Origin of the sequence: Nocardia seriolae NBRC 15557 (assembly GCF_007990715.1) — a bacterium.
Taxonomy (GTDB): Bacteria; Actinomycetota; Actinomycetes; order Mycobacteriales; family Mycobacteriaceae; genus Nocardia; species Nocardia seriolae.
The window spans coordinates 1-16674 of the sequence record NZ_BJWY01000038.1; the positions used below are offsets into that span (position 1 = coordinate 1).

13 protein-coding genes are annotated in these 16674 nt (G+C 68.0%); 10 read left to right on the plus strand and 3 right to left on the minus strand.

From position 1 onward, the window contains the following. Positions 1-23 precede the first annotated feature (23 nt). Together NS2_RS14205 and NS2_RS14210 are read left to right on the plus strand one after the other, a co-directional pair. Positions 24-431, plus strand: coding sequence for a MarR family winged helix-turn-helix transcriptional regulator (locus NS2_RS14205; RefSeq protein ID WP_036548412.1), 408 nt, complete (start codon positions 24-26; stop codon positions 429-431). A gap of 87 nt (positions 432-518) precedes the next feature. Then, positions 519-1838 (plus strand): M18 family aminopeptidase, encoded by a 1320-nt coding sequence (locus tag NS2_RS14210; RefSeq protein ID WP_033087893.1) that lies wholly within the window; start codon positions 519-521, stop codon positions 1836-1838. 108 nt (positions 1839-1946) lie between these two features. On the opposite strand, the gene NS2_RS14215 is transcribed toward NS2_RS14210, so the two are convergent. Continuing rightward, complete coding sequence (locus NS2_RS14215) at positions 1947-3194, minus strand: glycosyltransferase 87 family protein (protein WP_228102537.1); 1248 nt, start codon at positions 3192-3194, stop codon at positions 1947-1949. A 352-nt stretch (positions 3195-3546) separates the two neighbouring features. Between NS2_RS14215 and purL the strand changes: the two genes are divergently transcribed. Continuing rightward, complete coding sequence (gene purL / locus NS2_RS14220; protein ID WP_033087894.1) at positions 3547-5841, plus strand: phosphoribosylformylglycinamidine synthase subunit PurL; 2295 nt, start codon at positions 3547-3549, stop codon at positions 5839-5841. A gap of 107 nt (positions 5842-5948) precedes the next feature. Here the strand turns inward: purL and NS2_RS14225 are convergent, their stop codons facing one another. Next, a complete protein-coding gene (locus NS2_RS14225; RefSeq protein ID WP_033087895.1) occupies positions 5949-6236 on the minus strand; it encodes a YiaA/YiaB family inner membrane protein in 288 nt (95 codons plus the stop codon). Positions 6237-6385: 149 nt separating this feature from the next. Between NS2_RS14225 and NS2_RS14230 the strand changes: the two genes are divergently transcribed. The 4 genes from NS2_RS14230 to NS2_RS14245 all read left to right on the plus strand — a co-directional run bounded on the left by NS2_RS14230 (position 6386) and on the right by NS2_RS14245 (position 9891). Beyond that, positions 6386-8188 (plus strand): alpha/beta hydrolase, encoded by a 1803-nt coding sequence (locus tag NS2_RS14230; RefSeq protein WP_228102536.1) that lies wholly within the window; start codon positions 6386-6388, stop codon positions 8186-8188. Between the two features lie 2 nt (positions 8189-8190). Further along, the gene (locus NS2_RS14235) at positions 8191-8817 is read left to right on the plus strand and encodes a CPBP family intramembrane glutamic endopeptidase (protein WP_096490738.1); all 627 of its coding nucleotides are present in this window, start codon (positions 8191-8193) and stop codon (positions 8815-8817) included. A gap of 128 nt (positions 8818-8945) precedes the next feature. Further along, complete coding sequence (locus tag NS2_RS14240; RefSeq protein WP_033087897.1) at positions 8946-9437, plus strand: hypothetical protein; 492 nt, start codon at positions 8946-8948, stop codon at positions 9435-9437. Positions 9438-9504: 67 nt separating this feature from the next. Continuing rightward, positions 9505-9891 (plus strand): sterol carrier family protein, encoded by a 387-nt coding sequence (locus tag NS2_RS14245; RefSeq protein ID WP_033087898.1) that lies wholly within the window; start codon positions 9505-9507, stop codon positions 9889-9891. Between the two features lie 13 nt (positions 9892-9904). Here NS2_RS14245 and NS2_RS14250 read toward each other — a convergent pair whose 3' ends face one another. Beyond that, positions 9905-11212: a YhgE/Pip domain-containing protein gene (locus NS2_RS14250; RefSeq protein WP_052086418.1), complete on the minus strand. Its 1308-nt coding sequence runs from the start codon at positions 11210-11212 to the stop codon at positions 9905-9907. A 176-nt stretch (positions 11213-11388) separates the two neighbouring features. Between NS2_RS14250 and purF the strand changes: the two genes are divergently transcribed. The 3 genes from purF (at position 11389) to NS2_RS14265 (ending at position 16662) form a co-directional block, all read left to right on the plus strand. Then, positions 11389-12954, plus strand: a complete 1566-nt coding sequence (gene purF / locus NS2_RS14255; RefSeq protein WP_036548400.1) for an amidophosphoribosyltransferase — start codon at positions 11389-11391, stop codon at positions 12952-12954. A gap of 259 nt (positions 12955-13213) precedes the next feature. Continuing rightward, positions 13214-14800 carry an ABC transporter substrate-binding protein gene (locus NS2_RS14260; RefSeq protein ID WP_033087900.1) on the plus strand — a complete coding sequence of 529 codons (1587 nt, stop codon included), beginning with the start codon at positions 13214-13216 and terminating at the stop codon, positions 14798-14800. A gap of 308 nt (positions 14801-15108) precedes the next feature. After that, positions 15109-16662 carry an ABC transporter substrate-binding protein gene (locus tag NS2_RS14265; RefSeq protein ID WP_033087929.1) on the plus strand — a complete coding sequence of 518 codons (1554 nt, stop codon included), beginning with the start codon at positions 15109-15111 and terminating at the stop codon, positions 16660-16662. Positions 16663-16674 lie beyond the last annotated feature (12 nt).

Sequence of the window (16674 nt, forward strand, 5' to 3'; positions counted from 1 at the left end):
CGACACTAGGTGGATATTCCACCTTGCATGGAGCCCTCCGAGCGGCCGAACGGAGTTGGCTTCGTCACCTGGACGCCGCGCTGTGTGCCAGGCGGCTCACCGCCGATCAGTGGTGCATGCTCACCAATCTATCCGCTGACGTCGGCATCACCATGAGCGAACTGGCCGGGCGATCCCAGCTACCCCCGTCCTCGGCCACCCGCCACGCCGACCATCTCGCCGAGCGCGGGCTCATCTTCCGGGTCGCCGCCGCCGACGATCGCCGCCGCATTCTCATCGGGCTCAGCCGCCGCGGCGAGGAATTGGTCGCCGAGGTCCGTGCCGAGGAGGCCCGTGCCGAGACCGAAATGCGCCGCAGTCTCGGAAGTGACGACTACCTGGAGTTGGTCCGGCTGCTGGGCCGGGTAGCCGGAGCGCCGGTGCCCGAGTAGGGCGCATCGACATCGTCAGGGGGGAGCCCCGGCGCGGCGGGGTGAGCCGCGAGTTGATCTGAGTCACGGTTGCTTAGGATCTGTTGCATGCCCGTTGCCGAGACCACCGCGACCGCCGCCGGCCTGTGTGAATTCATCGATGCCTCCCCGTCGCCGTTCCACGTCTGCCGAACTGTCGCAGCGGAACTCGACGATCACGGCTTCACCAGACTTTCCGAATCCGCCCCCTGGCCCTCCAGCAGCGCGGGCCGCTACTACGTGGTGCGCGGCGGCTCCCTGGTCGCCTGGGCCGACGGCGGGCCGGGCGCGCCCACCGGTTTCCGGGTCGGGCAGGCCAGCCCGTTCCGGGTGGTCGGGGCCCATACCGACAGCCCCAATCTGCGGGTCAAACAGCATCCGGATCTGGCGGTGGCGGGCTGGCAGCTGGTCGGGCTGGAACCCTACGGCGGCGCCTGGCTGAACTCGTGGCTGGACCGGGACCTCGGCATCTCCGGGCGGCTGTCGGTGCGCGACGGGAATGTGGTGCGGGAGCGGCTGATTCGCATCGACGAGCCGATCCTGCGGGTGCCGCAGCTGGCCATCCACCTGTCCGAGGACCGGCGCGGGGTGCAGCTCGATCCGCAGCGGCACGTGAACGCGGTGTGGGGGATCGGCGGCGAGCCGCGCTCGTTCATGACCTTCATCGCCGAACGCTCCGGCATCGAGCCCGGCGCGGTGCTGGGCTGGGAGCTGATGACCCATGATCTGGTGCCCTCCAAGCTGATCGGGCGCGACCTGGACCTGGTCAGCGCGCCCCGGCTGGACAATCAGGGCACCTGCTACGCCGGACTGCGGGCCTTCCTGGCCGCCATCGCCGAACCCGGCGCGGCGGTGCCGGTGCTGGCCATGTTCGACCACGAGGAGGTCGGCAGCCAGTCCGACCGCGGCGCCCAATCCGGGCTTCTGGCAACGGTTCTGGAGCGGATCGTGCTCACCCGCGGCGGCGGGCGCGCCGAATACCTGGCGGCGCTGGCCGGTTCGGTGTGCGCCTCCGGCGATATGGCCCACGCCACCCACCCGAACTATCCCGAGCGGCACGAGCCCGCGCACCGCATCGAGGTGAACGGCGGTCCGGTGCTCAAGGTCAATCAGAACCTGCGCTACGCCACCGATGCCGTCGGCGCGGGGGCCTTCGCGCTGGCCTGCGCGCAGGCCGAGGTCCCCCTGCAGCGCTACGTCCACCGCGCCGACCTGCCCTGCGGCTCCACCATCGGCCCGATGACGGCGGCCGGTACCGGCATGCCGACCGTGGATGTCGGCGCGGCCCAGCTGGCCATGCACTCGGCCCGCGAATTGATGGGCGCCGCAGACGTTCCCGCCTACGCCTGCGCCCTCGCGGCCTTCCTCACCCCGGACTCCGCGCGCTAGCGGGCCCTGGCCGATTGCCGACGCGACGGCTGATCTGGTGACGGTCGGGGTAACTCACCGGGTACCCCCAGAATCGGGTGGGCACCCAACGCAGGCACGGAATGTCAGCTATGACGGCTCTTTGCTGTCCGCCGAAGTCGCGGGGAGGCGGAATTGCGCCACGACGAAGATGCCGAAGGTGAACAGCACGTAGCTGTTGCCGATGAGCTGTTGCCACCAGCTCCAGGTGAGTTCGCGGTCGCCGTTGTGCGGGAGCAGCCACATCGGGCCGACGGCGAACATGACCACGGCGAATCCCACCGCGCCCAGGAACCAGGGGTTGCGCCGGCCGCGGGCGATGGCGTCGGCGGCCACCAGCAGCGCGGGCGCGATCCACACCCAGTGGTGCGACCAGGAGACCGGGGAAACCAGCAGCACCGCAGCGGCATTGACCATCAGGGCGGCCACCGTCGCGTCGGCTTCCAGCAGGCGTTTCATCCACAGCGCGGCCAGTGTCACGGCGACCGCCGACAGGATCAGCCACAGCAGCGTGGCGACCGTCGTGGAGTAGCCGAGCCGGAAGACGAAGCCCTTGAGCGACTGATTGCCCGCGTACCAGGGCGGGCCGATGCGGCCGGTGTCGGCGAGGGTGTGGAACCAGTACTGCGGCGAATCGTGCGGGAAGACCACGAAACCCACCAGCACCGCGCCGATGGCGGACAGCACCACCGTGATCGCGCCCTTCCAGTCCCGGCGCAGCAGGAAGTAGAGCAGATAGCCGCCGGGCGTCAGCTTCACCGACACCGCGATGCCGATCAGCATGCCGCGCGGCCAGAACGGCTTGCGCGCCAGGCAATCCAGCGCCACCGCCGCCATCAGCACCAGATTGATCTGCCCGAACCCGTAGGTCTCGCGAATCGGCTCCAGCAGCTGTGTCAGCGCCACCGCGGCGATGACCACCGCAACCCTGGTCGGCCAGGCCAGACTCGGCCGCAGCCGATCCAGCACCAGCCACAGCGTCACCCCGAGCGACGCGATGGACACCACCAGCACCGCCCATTCGGCGACGGCCAGCGGCATCAGGGCCAGCGGCGCGAAGAACAACGCGGCCAACGGCGGATACGTGAACGGCAGCCCGATTCCATAGACCGCGGGCATCGGCCCGTACAGGTCCTTGTCGTCGAGCCAGGCCCGCGCCCCGTTCCGATACACCTGTAGATCGATGTACCCGTGCCACTTGACCACATAACTGATCACAGCCGACACCGCGAACAGCGCGATCGCGCCCGCCAGCAACTGCCCCTGCCGTCGCGTCAGCCTTCCCGGCGTCGACACGGGCTTCTCGGTCGAATCCGCGACCCCGGATCGATCGTTCACGGGCCCAGGGTAGCGGGTGACCGGCCTCGTCTCGGTCAGCGGCATGAGGCCCGGAAGTGCCCAATATCACGCTACCGGCGGCCTCGGGTTCGTATACCGAGGTGACGGCTGATTTCGTGCCGATCGGGGTAACTCACCGGGTACGGCCGAAATCGGTGTGGTGCCTAATCGCAGGCGCGCGTGCATGAATGGCGACGGCTCTCTGCCGTGCGCTGAAGTCGCGGGGAGGCGGGGAGCCGGGGTAAAGGGCTCGAATCGACGGGAATTAGACTCGCATCGTATATCTCGCCGACATCCAGCAACGCGGGCAATCGCTTCCGACCTGCCCGGCCGAAAGGACTCTGGTATTCCCGTGACCAGCCACGTCGATACCGTCAGCAACGCCGCGGCCACCTCGGACCACCCGCAGCCCTACAAGGAACTCGGCCTCAAGGATGACGAGTACGCCCGGATCAAGGAGATCCTGGGCCGCCGTCCCACCGATGCCGAGCTCGCCATGTACTCGGTGATGTGGTCGGAGCACTGCTCGTACAAGTCGTCCAAGGTGCACCTGCGCTACTTCGGTGAGACCACCACCGAGGAGATGAAGAAGTCCATGCTCGCGGGCATCGGCGAGAACGCGGGCGTGGTGGACATCGGCGGCGGCTGGGCGGTGACCTTCAAGGTCGAATCGCACAACCACCCCTCGTATGTGGAGCCCTACCAGGGCGCTGCCACCGGCGTCGGCGGCATCGTGCGCGACATCATGGCCATGGGCGCGCGCCCGATCGCGGTGATGGATCAGCTGCGCTTCGGCGCGGCCGACCACCCGGACACCCGGCGCGTGGTCGACGGCGTGGTGCGCGGCGTCGGCGGCTACGGCAACTCGCTGGGGCTGCCGAATGTCGGCGGCGAGACCGTGTTCGACCCGTCCTACCAGGGCAATCCGCTGGTGAACGCGCTGTGCGCGGGCGTCATGCGCGTCGAGGACCTGCACTTGGCCTTCGCCTCCGGCCAGGGCAACAAGATCATTCTTTTCGGCGCGCGCACCGGCCTCGACGGCATCGGCGGCGTGTCCGTGCTGGCCTCGGACACCTTCTCCGGCGACGAATCCGGTTCCGGCCGTAAGAAGCTGCCCAGCGTCCAGGTCGGCGACCCGTTCGCCGAGAAGGTGCTCATCGAGTGCTGTCTCGAGCTGTACCACGCCGGACTCGTGGTGGGCATCCAGGACCTCGGCGGCGCGGGCCTGTCCTGCGCCACTTCGGAATTGGCCGCGGCCGGTGACGGCGGTATGCACATCGAGCTGGACCAGGTGCCGCTGCGCGCCGCCAATATGACTCCCGCCGAGATCCTTTCGAGCGAGTCGCAGGAGCGCATGTGCGCGGTCGTCACCCCCGACAATGTGGACGCCTTCATGGCCGTGTGCCGCAAGTGGGACGTCACCGCCACCGTCATCGGTGAGGTCACCGACGGCGAGCGCCTCATCATCACCTGGCACGACGAAATCGTGGTCGACGTGCCGCCGCGCACCGTCGCCCACCAGGGCCCGGTCTACGAGCGCCCGGTGCAGCGCCCCGCGGATCAGGATGCGCTGAACGCGGATTCGGCCTCGCGCCTGAACCGGCCCGAGACCGGCGACGAACTGCGCGACACCCTGCTGAAGATGCTGGCCAGCCCGCAGCTGTGCTCGCGCAAGTGGATAACCGAGCAGTACGACCGCTACGTGCGCGGCAATACCGTGCTGGCCGAGAACGCCGACGCCGGTGTCATCCGCATCGACGAGGAGACCGGCCGCGGCATCGCGCTGGCCACCGACGCCTCGGGCCGCTACACCAAGCTCGACCCCTACACCGGCGCGCAGCTGGCGCTGGCCGAGGCCTTCCGCAATGTCGCCGTCACCGGCGCCACTCCGAAGGCCGTCACCAACTGCCTCAACTTCGGTTCGCCGGAGGACCCGGGCGTCATGTGGCAGTTCCAGCAGGCCGTGCGCGGTCTCGCGGACGGCTGTGCGGCGCTGGGCATTCCGGTCACCGGCGGCAATGTGTCCTTCTACAACCAGACCGGCCAGACCGCCATCCTGCCCACCCCCGTGGTCGGCGTGCTGGGCGTCATCGACGATGTGCACCGCCGCATCCCGACCGGCCTGGGCACCGAGCCGGGCGAGACCCTCATCCTGCTCGGCGAGACCCGCGACGAGCTGGACGGCTCCATCTGGGCGCAGGTCGAGCACGATCACCTCGGCGGCCTGCCGCCCCAGGTGGATCTGGCTCGCGAGCAGCTGATCTCGGAGATCCTGGTCTCCGGTTCGCGCGACGGCATGATCTCCGCGGCCCACGACATCTCCGAGGGCGGCCTGATCCAGACCGTCGTCGAGGCGGCGCTCGCGGGTGAAACCGCCTGCCGCATCCTCCTTCCCGAGGGCGCGGACCCGTTCGTCACCCTGTTCTCCGAGTCCGCGGGCCGCGTGCTGGTGGCCGTGCCGCGCTCGGAGGAGACCCGCTTCAGCAAGATGTGCGATGCCCGCGGCCTGCCGTGGGTGCGCATCGGCGTGGTCGACGACGGCTCGGACTCGGTCGAGGTGCAGGGCCAGTTCAGCGTGAAGCTCGACGACCTCCGCGCCGCCCACGAGGGCACGCTGCCCGCCCTGTTCGGCAACTCCGACCACTGAGCCGAACCCATTCGGCCGCACGGCCGTGGACATAGTGAGAGCCCGCCGGTTCCCCTCGTTCCGGCGGGCTCTCGTCGTCCTGTTCACCCGGGAGGGGGCGGGACAGCTCAGTTGATCTTGAATGGGTCGTGTTCGGCCATCAGTTTTGCCATCCGGGCCTCGTCGATGCGGTGGGTCACCCTGGTGGACTCGTGTTGGTCGCGAATCACTTTCGCGAGGGTGAAGCTGCTGCTCACCAGGAACAGCATTGCCATCAGCAGGAATCCGCGCTGCCAGATATCGAGGGGCAGGTACGCGATGCCGATGACCAAGGCGGAGAAGCTGATTCCGAAGGCGATCATGGCCTGAGCCAGAAACGCGGTGGTGCTCTTGGTCTGTGCGCTCGGTGTGCTCATGGGATGTGAGTCTGTCGAGGACCGCGCCGCTTCGACCGAGTACTACTACTCGAGCGCCGTGGGTAGATGCCGCCCGACACGCCGGTGTGATGGCCCCTCTCACACGCTCGCGTCCCCGGATTCCGGCCGGTTGCCTCCATACTGGACGGGTGCTGGACTCCGCCGAAGCCCTGACACGGCTGCGCACTCGCGGCACCGTGTTGTACAGGCGTGGGGCCGTGGCGTATCGGAAGCTGTTCCGGCGCGGCTGGGGTCGCAAGGTCGCGGTGTTCGCGCGCCGCGTCGAGGACATCGTCGACCTCAATCACACCGGCCTGGTGGTGGCCACCATCTTCTTCGCCTGGTCGGTGACGCCGTCGCTGGTTCCGCGCGACTGGCTGTTCCAGGGGCTGATCTCCGGCCTCAATGCCGCCATCGGATACGGCGTGGGCTGCGTGCTGCAGTGGTTGTTCCGCAGGTGGATTCGGCCGCACCTCCGGATGGTCACCCCGCCCGAATGGGCGCGCTACCTGGCGAAGGTCGTCGTGGTGGTCGCCTGCATCCTGGTGGCCGCCCGCATGCTGGTGCTCTCCGCCGACTGGCAGCGCGAGATCACCGGCCTGATGGGCATGGAGGGCACCACCCGCGCCGCGTATCTGCGCACGGGCGCGCTGAGTTTCGCGGTCGGCGCGCTGGTGGTGGCGGTGTACCGCACGCTGCGGGCGGCCGTGCGCCTGCTGGCCCGGCTGCTCAGCCGGTGGGTGAAGGTGCCGCCCACGCTCGCGCCCGCCACCGGGGCGCTGCTGCTCACGGTGCTCATCGTGACCCTGTTCAACGGTGTCGCCACCCGCGCGTTCTTCGCGGTCGCCAACTCCGCCTTCAGCGTTCGCAACGACAAGATGACCGAATACGCGGTACAGCCCACGAAACCGGAGCGTTCGGGCAGCCCGGCGTCGCTGGCCAAGTGGGAGACCCTCGGCTCGGAGGGCCGCTGGTTCGTCTCGCACGGACCCGATCCCATGCTGATCACCGCCGCCACCGGAAAGCCCGCGCGCGAACCGATCCGGGTGTACGTGGGCCTGCAATCGGCGAGCCAGGACACCACCGAGGAGGAGCTGGCCGTCGCCGAACTCGAGCGCACCGGGGCCTTCGACCGCAAGGTGCTGGTGCTGGCCACCACCACCGGCACCGGCTGGGTGAACGGCGAGGCGGCCGCGGCCCTGGAATACATGTGGGGCGGCGACACCGCCATCGTGGCCTCGCAGTACTCGTATCTGCCGAGTGTGCTGTCGTTCCTGGCGGACCGGCAGAAGGTGGCGGTCAATGGTAAGAAGATGTTCGACGCCGTGTACGAGCACTGGTCGCGGCGCCCGCCCGAGCATCGGCCGAAACTGCTGGTGTACGGCGAATCCCTGGGCTCGCAGGGCTCCGAATCCGCCTTCGACGGCCTGGCCGACCTGCGCTCGAAGGTGGACGGCGCGCTGTGGGTGGGCCCGCCCAACTCGAATCGCCTGTGGCAGCAGTTCGTTCAGCGCCGCGACCCCGGCACCCGCGAGGTGGATCCCATCTACGCCGACGGCCTGGTGGTCCGATTCGCCGCCACCGCCGCCGATCTGGGCAAACCCTCCGCCGACTGGCGCAAACCGCGCATCGCCTACCTGCAACACCCGTCGGACCCCATCGTCTGGTGGTCCTCGGATCTCATCTTCTCCCAACCGGATTGGCTGTCGGAGCCACGCGGCGCGGACGTCTCCCCGCAGATGCGCTGGTGGCCCTTCGTCACCTTCTGGCAGGTGGTCGCCGACCTCACCAACGCCCAGGGCGTCAGCGAAGGCCACGGCCACCGCTACGGCTCCCTGGTCCTCGACGGCTGGGCCGCCATTGCCGCACCGCCGGACTGGGACCAGGACGTGGCCGAACGCATCCGCACCCAGATCGAACTCGCCGAAGCCTACGAACGAGCGGTCAAATAGCCGTGCTGCGCCCGAAACACCTTGCCGCGACGGCACTCCCGCTGCTCTGGAGCAATCGGGTACTTCCCGCCCTGGACCTCGATCTACGCGGCCGCACCGCCGCCAATACCGCTTTCGCGGCCGCTTACACCCTCGCGTTCGGCGGTGAGCCGAATTGGCTGTCACCCCGCGGACTGCGTGCCGGTGCGGCTGCTGCCGGGGTGGTCCTCTCCGGATACGCCGTGGCCCTGGCCGTTCCGGCGACCCGCCGCCACCTGGCCGGACTCGACGATCGCGGCCCCGGCGTCTCCACCGTCGAATGGACCGCCCTGCACATCCCCGGCGGCACCGTCCTCACCGAGGAACTCGTCTACCGCTCCACCCTGACACCCTTGCTCGAGCAGGCCGCCGGTCCCGCCGGAATCGCCCTGTCCGCCTTGACCTTCGGCCTCTCCCACATCCAACCCGCCCGCGCCGCGGCCGATCCCGTCGCCGCCACGGTCGCCATCACCACCGCCGCCGGTCTGCTCTTCGACCGCCTCCGCCACCACACCGGCAGTGCCACCGCCCCGGCCCTGCTGCACCTGGCCCTCAATGCCGGGGGAGCACTGGCCCCGCGCCTGGCCCGCCGCTCCCCGCGGCCTGTGTAACCGGTTCACACCAAGATCGATCGGCTGTCGGTGGCGGCTGATACGTTGCTCCCTGTTGCGGCAATGGTGTTGCAATGCAAGATATTTCGACGCCCCCTGGAGTCGGGGGTAGATAGTGGGGAGACTCGGTGATTTCACTGGGAAATCGGCGTGCGCGCAGGGCGATCGAGTGCGGAATCGCCGCGGCGGTGGCAGTCGCCACCGTGACCGTGGGCGGGAGCGCGGCGGTGGCCGACACCGGACAGCCCTCCTCGGGCTGCACCTTCGCCTCGGGATCGATTCCGGCCGATCAGCCCGCGGTGTCGAGCACGACCCTGCAGGTGAACGGGACCTACACGGTCAGCGCCGCCATTCTGAATCCGAACACCACCGTCGCGTTCAGTGAGGTCGGCCCCGACGGCAAGAGCGTGGCGATCGGTTCGCCCGTCTTCGTCGCCGACGGCAAGGGCACTTCCGCCAGCGTGCAGTGGACCCCCGCGACGGCGGGCACCCACAAGCTGTACGCCGCCGAGTCCGGGCCCGGCTGGAACTTCACCTACGGCCCGACCAGCTGCGTCGTGGCGGCCGCGTCCACGGGAACCGGTTCCGCGGGCAGCATCCCGTTCCTCAGCGGGCTCTGAAATCGCGCCGGTAGCAGGTGAAGCCGCCGCTGCTTCGATCCGGAAGCGGCGGCGGTAGCCTCGCGGCATGGCGCGACGTGGTGAGGTGGATCCGGTTCAGGTGCGGGCGGCGGTGGCCGCGGTGGGGGAGTGGCTGCGGGATGGGTCGGCCGCTGCTCCGGCCCGGACCGAGATCGCGGCGGCCGTGCGCGGGACCGCGCGGGCGCTGGCGGCGGATGCGCCGGGGCACTCGGTGGAGGTGCGGGTGCCGCCGTTCGTGGCGGTGCAGTGTATCGAGGGGCCGCGGCATACCCGGGGGACGCCGCCGAACGTGGTCGAAACCGATGCGCGGACTTGGCTTCTGCTGGCGACCGGGCTGTTGGGGTTCGAGGCGGCGGTGGAGTCGGGGGCGTTGAGCGCGTCCGGCAGCCGGGCCGCGGAGGTCGCGCGGTGGCTGCCGGTCGTGCCGGTGTGACGCTGCGGCCGGGCTAGGCGTCGGCCGTCTTGGCGTGCTTGCCGGTGGCGAGGGCGTCGGCGTTGACGGGCTTGCGCTCCAGGCCCTTCCGGTCGTAGAAGCGGGTGATGAAAAGGCCCAGGGTGACGCCGATGGCCAGGCCGAGCGCCGCCATCCAGAATCCGCGCGTCAGGCCCGCCTGGCCGTTGCCGTTGAAGTAGAGGATCGACCGGGTGCCCAGGAAGACCTGGTGCATGGGCTCGAACTGGGCCAGCCAGCCGAAGTATCGCGGGGTCGCCTCGATCGGGATGGTGCCGCCCGAGGAGGGCAGGCCCAGGATGATGAAGACGATGATGTTGATGATCAGGCCGGAGGTACCGACCGCGGCCAGCACCGAGGTGCAGGTGAAGCCGACCGCGATGATCACGAAAGCGCCGTAGAGGAACAGCAGCAACGGTTTGTCGAGCGGCATGCCGAGCGCGGCCGCGATGCCCAGATACGCGCCCGAGACCGCCAGTGCCATCACGACCACCGCCGACCACTTGATGAGCAGCGTCTTCGTGCGCGAGATCGACGCGCGCGGATAGTGCACGTACCACGGCCCCCACTCGGTCGGCAGGAAGCCGAGGGCGGAATCGATGAGCTGGTGGATGATCATCGCCCCGACCATGCCGATCAGCAGGAGCAGCAGGCTGTAGAAGAAGGCCGTCAGACCCTCGCCGGAACCGCCGGGCAGCGGCCGGAACTGCTCGACGACGATATTCAGCGGCTTTGCCAGCACCAGCCGGGTGGCCGCCGAGAGGTCGGTCGGGGGAGCGCCCGGGGGAGCGCCCGGGGGCGGCGTCAGCTGCGCCTTCACCTGTTCGGTGAGCTGCTGGCCGACTTGGGTATTCACCTGGGTGAGAGCTTGCTCACCGAATTTCTGGACGACCGCGGTCGCGAACGCGCCGGTGCGCGGATTGGTCTGCAGGGTGAGGACCGGCTTGCTGATGTCTCCGGGTACCACGGAGCCGACGCCGAGAATGCCGAGCCGCTTGGAGAAGTCGGACGGAATGATGATGGTGCCGTACACCTGCGCCGACTGCATCTGCAGCTGCGCCTCGTTGATGCCGAGCACCCGCAGATCGATCTGGTCCGACGGAACCGCCTGCTGCAGACCGTCGGAGACCTGATCACCGAAGTTCACGTGCTTGCCGCCGATATCGTCGCCGACATCCTGATTCACCAGCGCGATCGGGAAGTCGTGCAGGTTCTGCTCCGGATCGACCACGTAGTCGAGGTACATGACGCCCAGCAGCGAGGCCAGCAGGGTGACCACCACGATGGGGAATGCCCACCTGATCGGGCTCAGATGCTTACGGGATGGGCTGGGTTCCGCACTGCCGGCAGGCTCGGTCTCCGTCACGGTCGAACGCTAACAGCAAACCGCCTGCCGTCCCGGTTATCCCAACGGTGGGTTGCCTTGCGGTTACCCGTAGAATGGCTCACGCCCCCAGCCCGCCGAACAGGGAGCAAACGGTGACTCTCCCCTCCGCCGCCACCCCGCCCGACCAGGACGAGAACGAACCGCGCGAAGAGTGCGGTGTGTTCGGTGTCTGGGCACCGGGCGAAGATGTGGCAAAGCTCACTTACTACGGACTCTACGCATTGCAGCACCGTGGTCAGGAGGCGGCGGGCATCGCCGTCGCCGACGGGTCGCAGGTGCTGGTGTTCAAGGATCTCGGCCTGGTCAGCCAGGTCTTCGACGAACAGACCCTGGCCGCCATGCCCGGCCACGTGGCCGTCGGCCACTGCCGCTACTCCACCACGGGTTCCACCACCTGGGAGAACGCGCAGCCCATCTTCCGCACCACCGCGGTCGGCACCGGACTCGCGCTGGGCCACAACGGGAATCTGGTCAACACCGCCGAATTGAGCGCGCGGGCAAGGGATCTCGGTCTGGTCACCGGCCGGCTCGCGGGCACCGTGGCCGCCACCTCGGACTCCGATGTGATGACCGCGCTGCTGGCGCACGCCGCCGCGGACAAGAGCATCGAGCAGGCCGCCATGGAGTTGCTGCCGACGCTGCGCGGCGCCTTCTGCCTCACCTTCATGGATGAGCACACCCTCTACGCCGCCCGCGACCCGCACGGCGTGCGCCCACTATGCCTGGGCCGCCTGGATCGTGGCTGGGTGGTTGCCAGTGAGACCGCCGCGCTCGACATCGTGGGCGCGTCCTTCGTGCGCGAGATCGAGCCGGGCGAGCTGCTGGCCATCGACGCCGACGGGGTGCGCTCGCTGCGCTTCGCCAACCCGACGCCCAAGGGCTGCGTCTTCGAATACGTCTACCTGGCCCGGCCCGACTCCACCATCTCCGGCCGCTCGGTGCACGCCACCCGCGTGGACATCGGCCGCCGCCTGGCCGCCGAGCACCCGATCGACGCCGACCTGGTCATCCCGGTGCCGGAGTCCGGCACCCCGGCCGCGGTCGGCTACGCGCAGGGTTCCGGCGTGCCCTACGGCCAGGGCCTGATGAAGAACGCCTACGTGGGCCGCACCTTCATCCAGCCCAGCCAGACCATCCGCCAGCTCGGAATCCGGTTGAAGCTGAACCCGCTTCGCGAGGTCATCCGCGGCAAGCGGCTCATCGTGGTGGACGACTCCATCGTGCGCGGCAACACCCAGCGCGCCTTGATCCGCATGCTGCGCGAGGCGGGCGCGTTGGAGATCCACGTGCGCATCGCCTCGCCGCCGGTCAAGTGGCCCTGCTTCTACGGCATCGACTTCGCCTCGCGCGCGGAGCTGATCGCCAATGGCGCGGGCCCCGAGGGCATTGCCGGGGAAAGCATCGAAGACATGGTGGAGGGCGTGCGCCGCTCCATCGGCGCGGACAGCCTGGGCTACATCTCCATCGAGTCCATGATCGCCGCGACCGAGCAGCCGCGCTCGCGGCTGTGCTGTGCCTGCTTCGACGGCGAGTACCCGATCCCGCTGCCGGTCGAATCGGCCATCGGCAAGAACGTGCTGGAGGGCATGCTGTCCGGCACCACCGAGTCGGAGCTGCTGGCCGACAATGCCAATGCCTCGGCGCTGAGCCGCCCGTAATACCAGCGTTTTTCGGTGCCCGCCCGCGCAATCGCGGACGGGCACCGCTGTTTTCCCGGTCCGGCACGGGAAATTTCCTGTCGCAGTTGAGACATCGGCGTCTGCGCGCGGATGGCGCAATTTATGTACCGATTGTCCAGAAACGCAACACTCCGGTTATAACCGGCCGATACTGTGCCCAGCCAAAGGATGTCCACCGCGGCGCGGCGGGCCTGTGACCCGGCCGCCGGCGCTGCGTGTTCGAGAGCAAGGGCAGTACATGCGCGCGAAAAAGGTTGCGGCAGTCGGGTTCGCCGGGCTGGCCGTGTTTGCGATCGCCGGATGCGGTTCCGGCAAGACCGGTGGCGGCGGTGGGGGGACCGGCATCCTGGTCGGCACCACCGACAAGGTGACCTCGCTGGATCCCGCCAAGGCTTACGACAACGGTTCACTGCTGGCCGAAACCCAGGTCTACCAGTTCCTTTTGAACTTCCCCGCCGGCGACGCCACCCCGAAACCCGATGCCGCCGAGAAGTGCGAGTTCACCACCCCGACCGTCTACACCTGCACGCTCAAGCCGGGCCTGAAGTTCGTCAACGGCGATCCGCTGACCGCCGAGAGCGTGAAGTTCTCCTTCGACCGCATGGTCAAGATCGACGACCCGCAGGGTCCGAAGGCGTTGCTGGACAACCTCGATCACACCGACGCCCCCGACGACAAGACCGTGGCCTTCACCCTGAAGAAGGCCAATGACCAGACCTTCCCGGCCATCCTGCCCACCCAGGCGGCGGCCATCGTGGACGAGAAGGTGTTCCCGGCCGACAAGATCATGGCCGACGAGGACATCGTGAAGGCCAAGCCCTTCTCCGGCCCGTACACCATCTCCAGCTACGACAAGAACAAGCTGGTCGAGTACAAGGCCAATCCGGACTACAACGGGCTGTTCGGCAAGCCCAAGACCGACACCGTCACGGTCAAGTACTACGCCGAGGCCTCCAACCTGAAACTCGATGTGCAGCAGGGCAATATCGATGTCGCCTGGCACACGCTGTCCCCGACCGATCTGGAATCGCTGCGCAATGACGCCAAGGTGACCGTGCACCAGGCGCCCGGCGGCGACACCCGCTACATCGTGTTCAACCTGAACACCCAGCCCGGCGGCAACCCCGCGCAGAAGCTGGCCATCCGCAAGGCCGTGGCGACCTCCGTCGACCGCGACGCGTTGGCCACCAATGTCTTCAAGGGCACCTGGTCGCCGCTGTATTCGCCGGTGCCCAAGGGTCTTCCGGGCGCGACCGACGCGCTCAAGGACATCTACGGTGCGAAGCCGAACAAGGACGCGGCCGCCAAGTTCCTGTCCGAGGCGGGTGTGGCCACGCCGGTCGAGCTGAGCCTGCAGTACACCACCGAGCACTACGGCGCGGCCAGCTCCGAGGAGTACGCCGCGATCAAGAACCAGCTGGAGTCGACCGGGCTGTTCAAGGTGAACCTGCAGTCCACCGAATGGGTCGCCTACCAGAAGGCGCGCTCCTCCGACGGCTACCCGGCGTTCCAGTTCGGCTGGTTCCCGGACTACCCGGATGCCGACGACTACCTGCGTCCGTTCTTCACCGAGGACAACTTCCTGCGCAACCACTTCTCCGATCCGAAGATCACCGCGGAGCTGAACGCCCAACTCACCGAGGGCGATCCGGCCAAGCGGGCGGCCGTGCTGGCCACCCTGCAGCACGATCTGATGGCGGATCACCTGCCCATCGTGCCGCTGCTGACGGGTAACCAGATCGCGGTCGCGGGCAAGAACGTGCAGGGCGTGGAGGCGACCCTGGACCCGTCCTCGAAATTCCGATTCGGTGTGCTGAGCAAATAACTGGCGTCGAGCCCGCTTGGAAAGACGGGCGGGCTTCGATCGGTAGTTATGCAGTATGGCTGGAAACTATTCAGTTTCGTATGAGGTTCGCCGAAGTTTCAGCTGGTTATAACCAGATTTCCGATTTACCGTTTTATTCATCGGCATCCCGGCAACATAGAGGCAACAAACCGTTACTACGGTGCGCCGAGACACATCACGCTGTGGCGGTGTGATGTCCGCGATCCGGACTCACGCCGCCCGAAGTTCGAGAGTTGAGCAACATGGGTTCGAAGACGAATCGGGCGAGGACCTTCGCCGCGGTCGGCATGGCAGGCATCGCACTCGTCGCCGCGGGCTGCGGCTCGGGTCGCACCGGGGACGGGGGGAGCGGAGCCGGTCTGGTGGTGGGCACCACCGACAAGATCTTCTCGCTGGATCCCGCCCTCGCCTACGACAACGGCTCGCTGCAGGCGGAGACGCAGATCTACCAGACCCTGCTGAACTTCGCGCCCGGCAAGTCGGTCCCCGAGCCGGACGCCGCCGAGAAGTGCGGCTTCACCGCGCCCACCGTCTACAGCTGCACGATCAAGCCCGGCCTGAAGTTCGCGAACGGGAACCCGCTCACCGCCAAGAGCGCGAAGTTCTCCTTCGACCGCATCCTGAAGATCAACGACCCCAACGGTCCCGCCTCGTTGCTGGGCAATCTGGACCACACCGACGCCCCGGACGAGAAGACCGTCAACTTCACGCTCAAGGTCGCCAACGATCAGACCTTCGCCTCGGTGCTGCCCAGCCAGGCCGGAATCATCGTGGACGAGAAGAGCTTCCCGGCCGACAAGATCCTCACCGACGCGGAGGTCGTCAAGACCAACGCCTTCTCCGGCCCGTACACCATCACCAGCTACGACAAGAACAAGCTGGTCGAGTACAAGGCCAACACGGGCTACGACGGCCTGTTCGGCAAGCCCAAGAACGACAGCGTCTCGATGAAGTTCTACGCCGAGATGGCCAACCTGAAGCTCGATGTGCAGAACGGCAATATCGACGTCGCCTACCGGAGCCTGAGCCCCACCGACATCGATTCGCTGCGTAACGACGGCAAGGTCACCGTGCATGAGGGGCCCGGTGGCGAGCTGCGCTACATCGTCTTCAACATGAACACCATGCCCGGCGGCACCCCGGCCCAGAAGCTGGCCGTGCGCAAGGCGATCGCGTCCAGCGTCGACCGCGAGGCGCTGGCCACCGGCGTCTACAAGGGCACCTACACCCCGGCCTACTCGTCGGTGGTGCAGGGTGCGACCGGTGCGACCGAGCCGTACAAGGAGCTCTACGGCGCCAAGCCGAACAAGGACGCGGCCGCCAAGTTCCTGGCCGACGCCGGGGTCGCCGCCCCGGTCACGCTGAACCTGCAGTACAACTCCGACCACTACGGCGGCTCCAGCTCCGAGGAGTACGCCGCCATCAAGAACCAGCTCGAGGCCACCGGGCTGTTCAAGGTGAATCTGCAGTCCACCGAATGGGTTTCGTATCAGGATGAACGGGTGAAGGACTCCTACCCGCTCTACCAGTTCGGCTGGTTCCCGGACTTCCCGGACGCCGACAACTACCTGACCCCGTTCTTCGCCCCGAACAACACGCTGCAGAACCCCTTCTCGGATCCGAAGATCAACGCGCTGCTCACCGCCGAGACCACCGAGTCGGACCCGGCCAAGCGGGCCGAGATTCTCAAGCAGATCCAGTACTCGCTGGCCAGTGACCACCTGCCGATGCTGCCGCTGCTGGCCGGGCGCAATATCGCGGTCGCGGGCAAGAACGTCAAGGGCGTCGCCGACACCCTCGACCCCACCTTCAAGTTCCGCTTCGGTGTGCTGAGCAAGTGACGGCCATCGAGG

What these genes read in the sequence shown, in the direction of transcription:
- NS2_RS14210 (WP_033087893.1), top strand. Translation starts at nt 519, where the DNA reads ATGCCCGTTGCCGAGACCACCGCGACCGCCGCCGGCCTGTGTGAATTC.
- NS2_RS14225 (WP_033087895.1), bottom strand. Translation starts at nt 6,236, where the DNA reads ATGAGCACACCGAGCGCACAGACCAAGAGCACCACCGCGTTTCTGGCT.
- NS2_RS14245 (WP_033087898.1), top strand. Translation starts at nt 9,505, where the DNA reads ATGGCGCGACGTGGTGAGGTGGATCCGGTTCAGGTGCGGGCGGCGGTG.
- NS2_RS14260 (WP_033087900.1), top strand. Translation starts at nt 13,214, where the DNA reads ATGCGCGCGAAAAAGGTTGCGGCAGTCGGGTTCGCCGGGCTGGCCGTG.
- NS2_RS14265 (WP_033087929.1), top strand. Translation starts at nt 15,109, where the DNA reads ATGGCAGGCATCGCACTCGTCGCCGCGGGCTGCGGCTCGGGTCGCACC.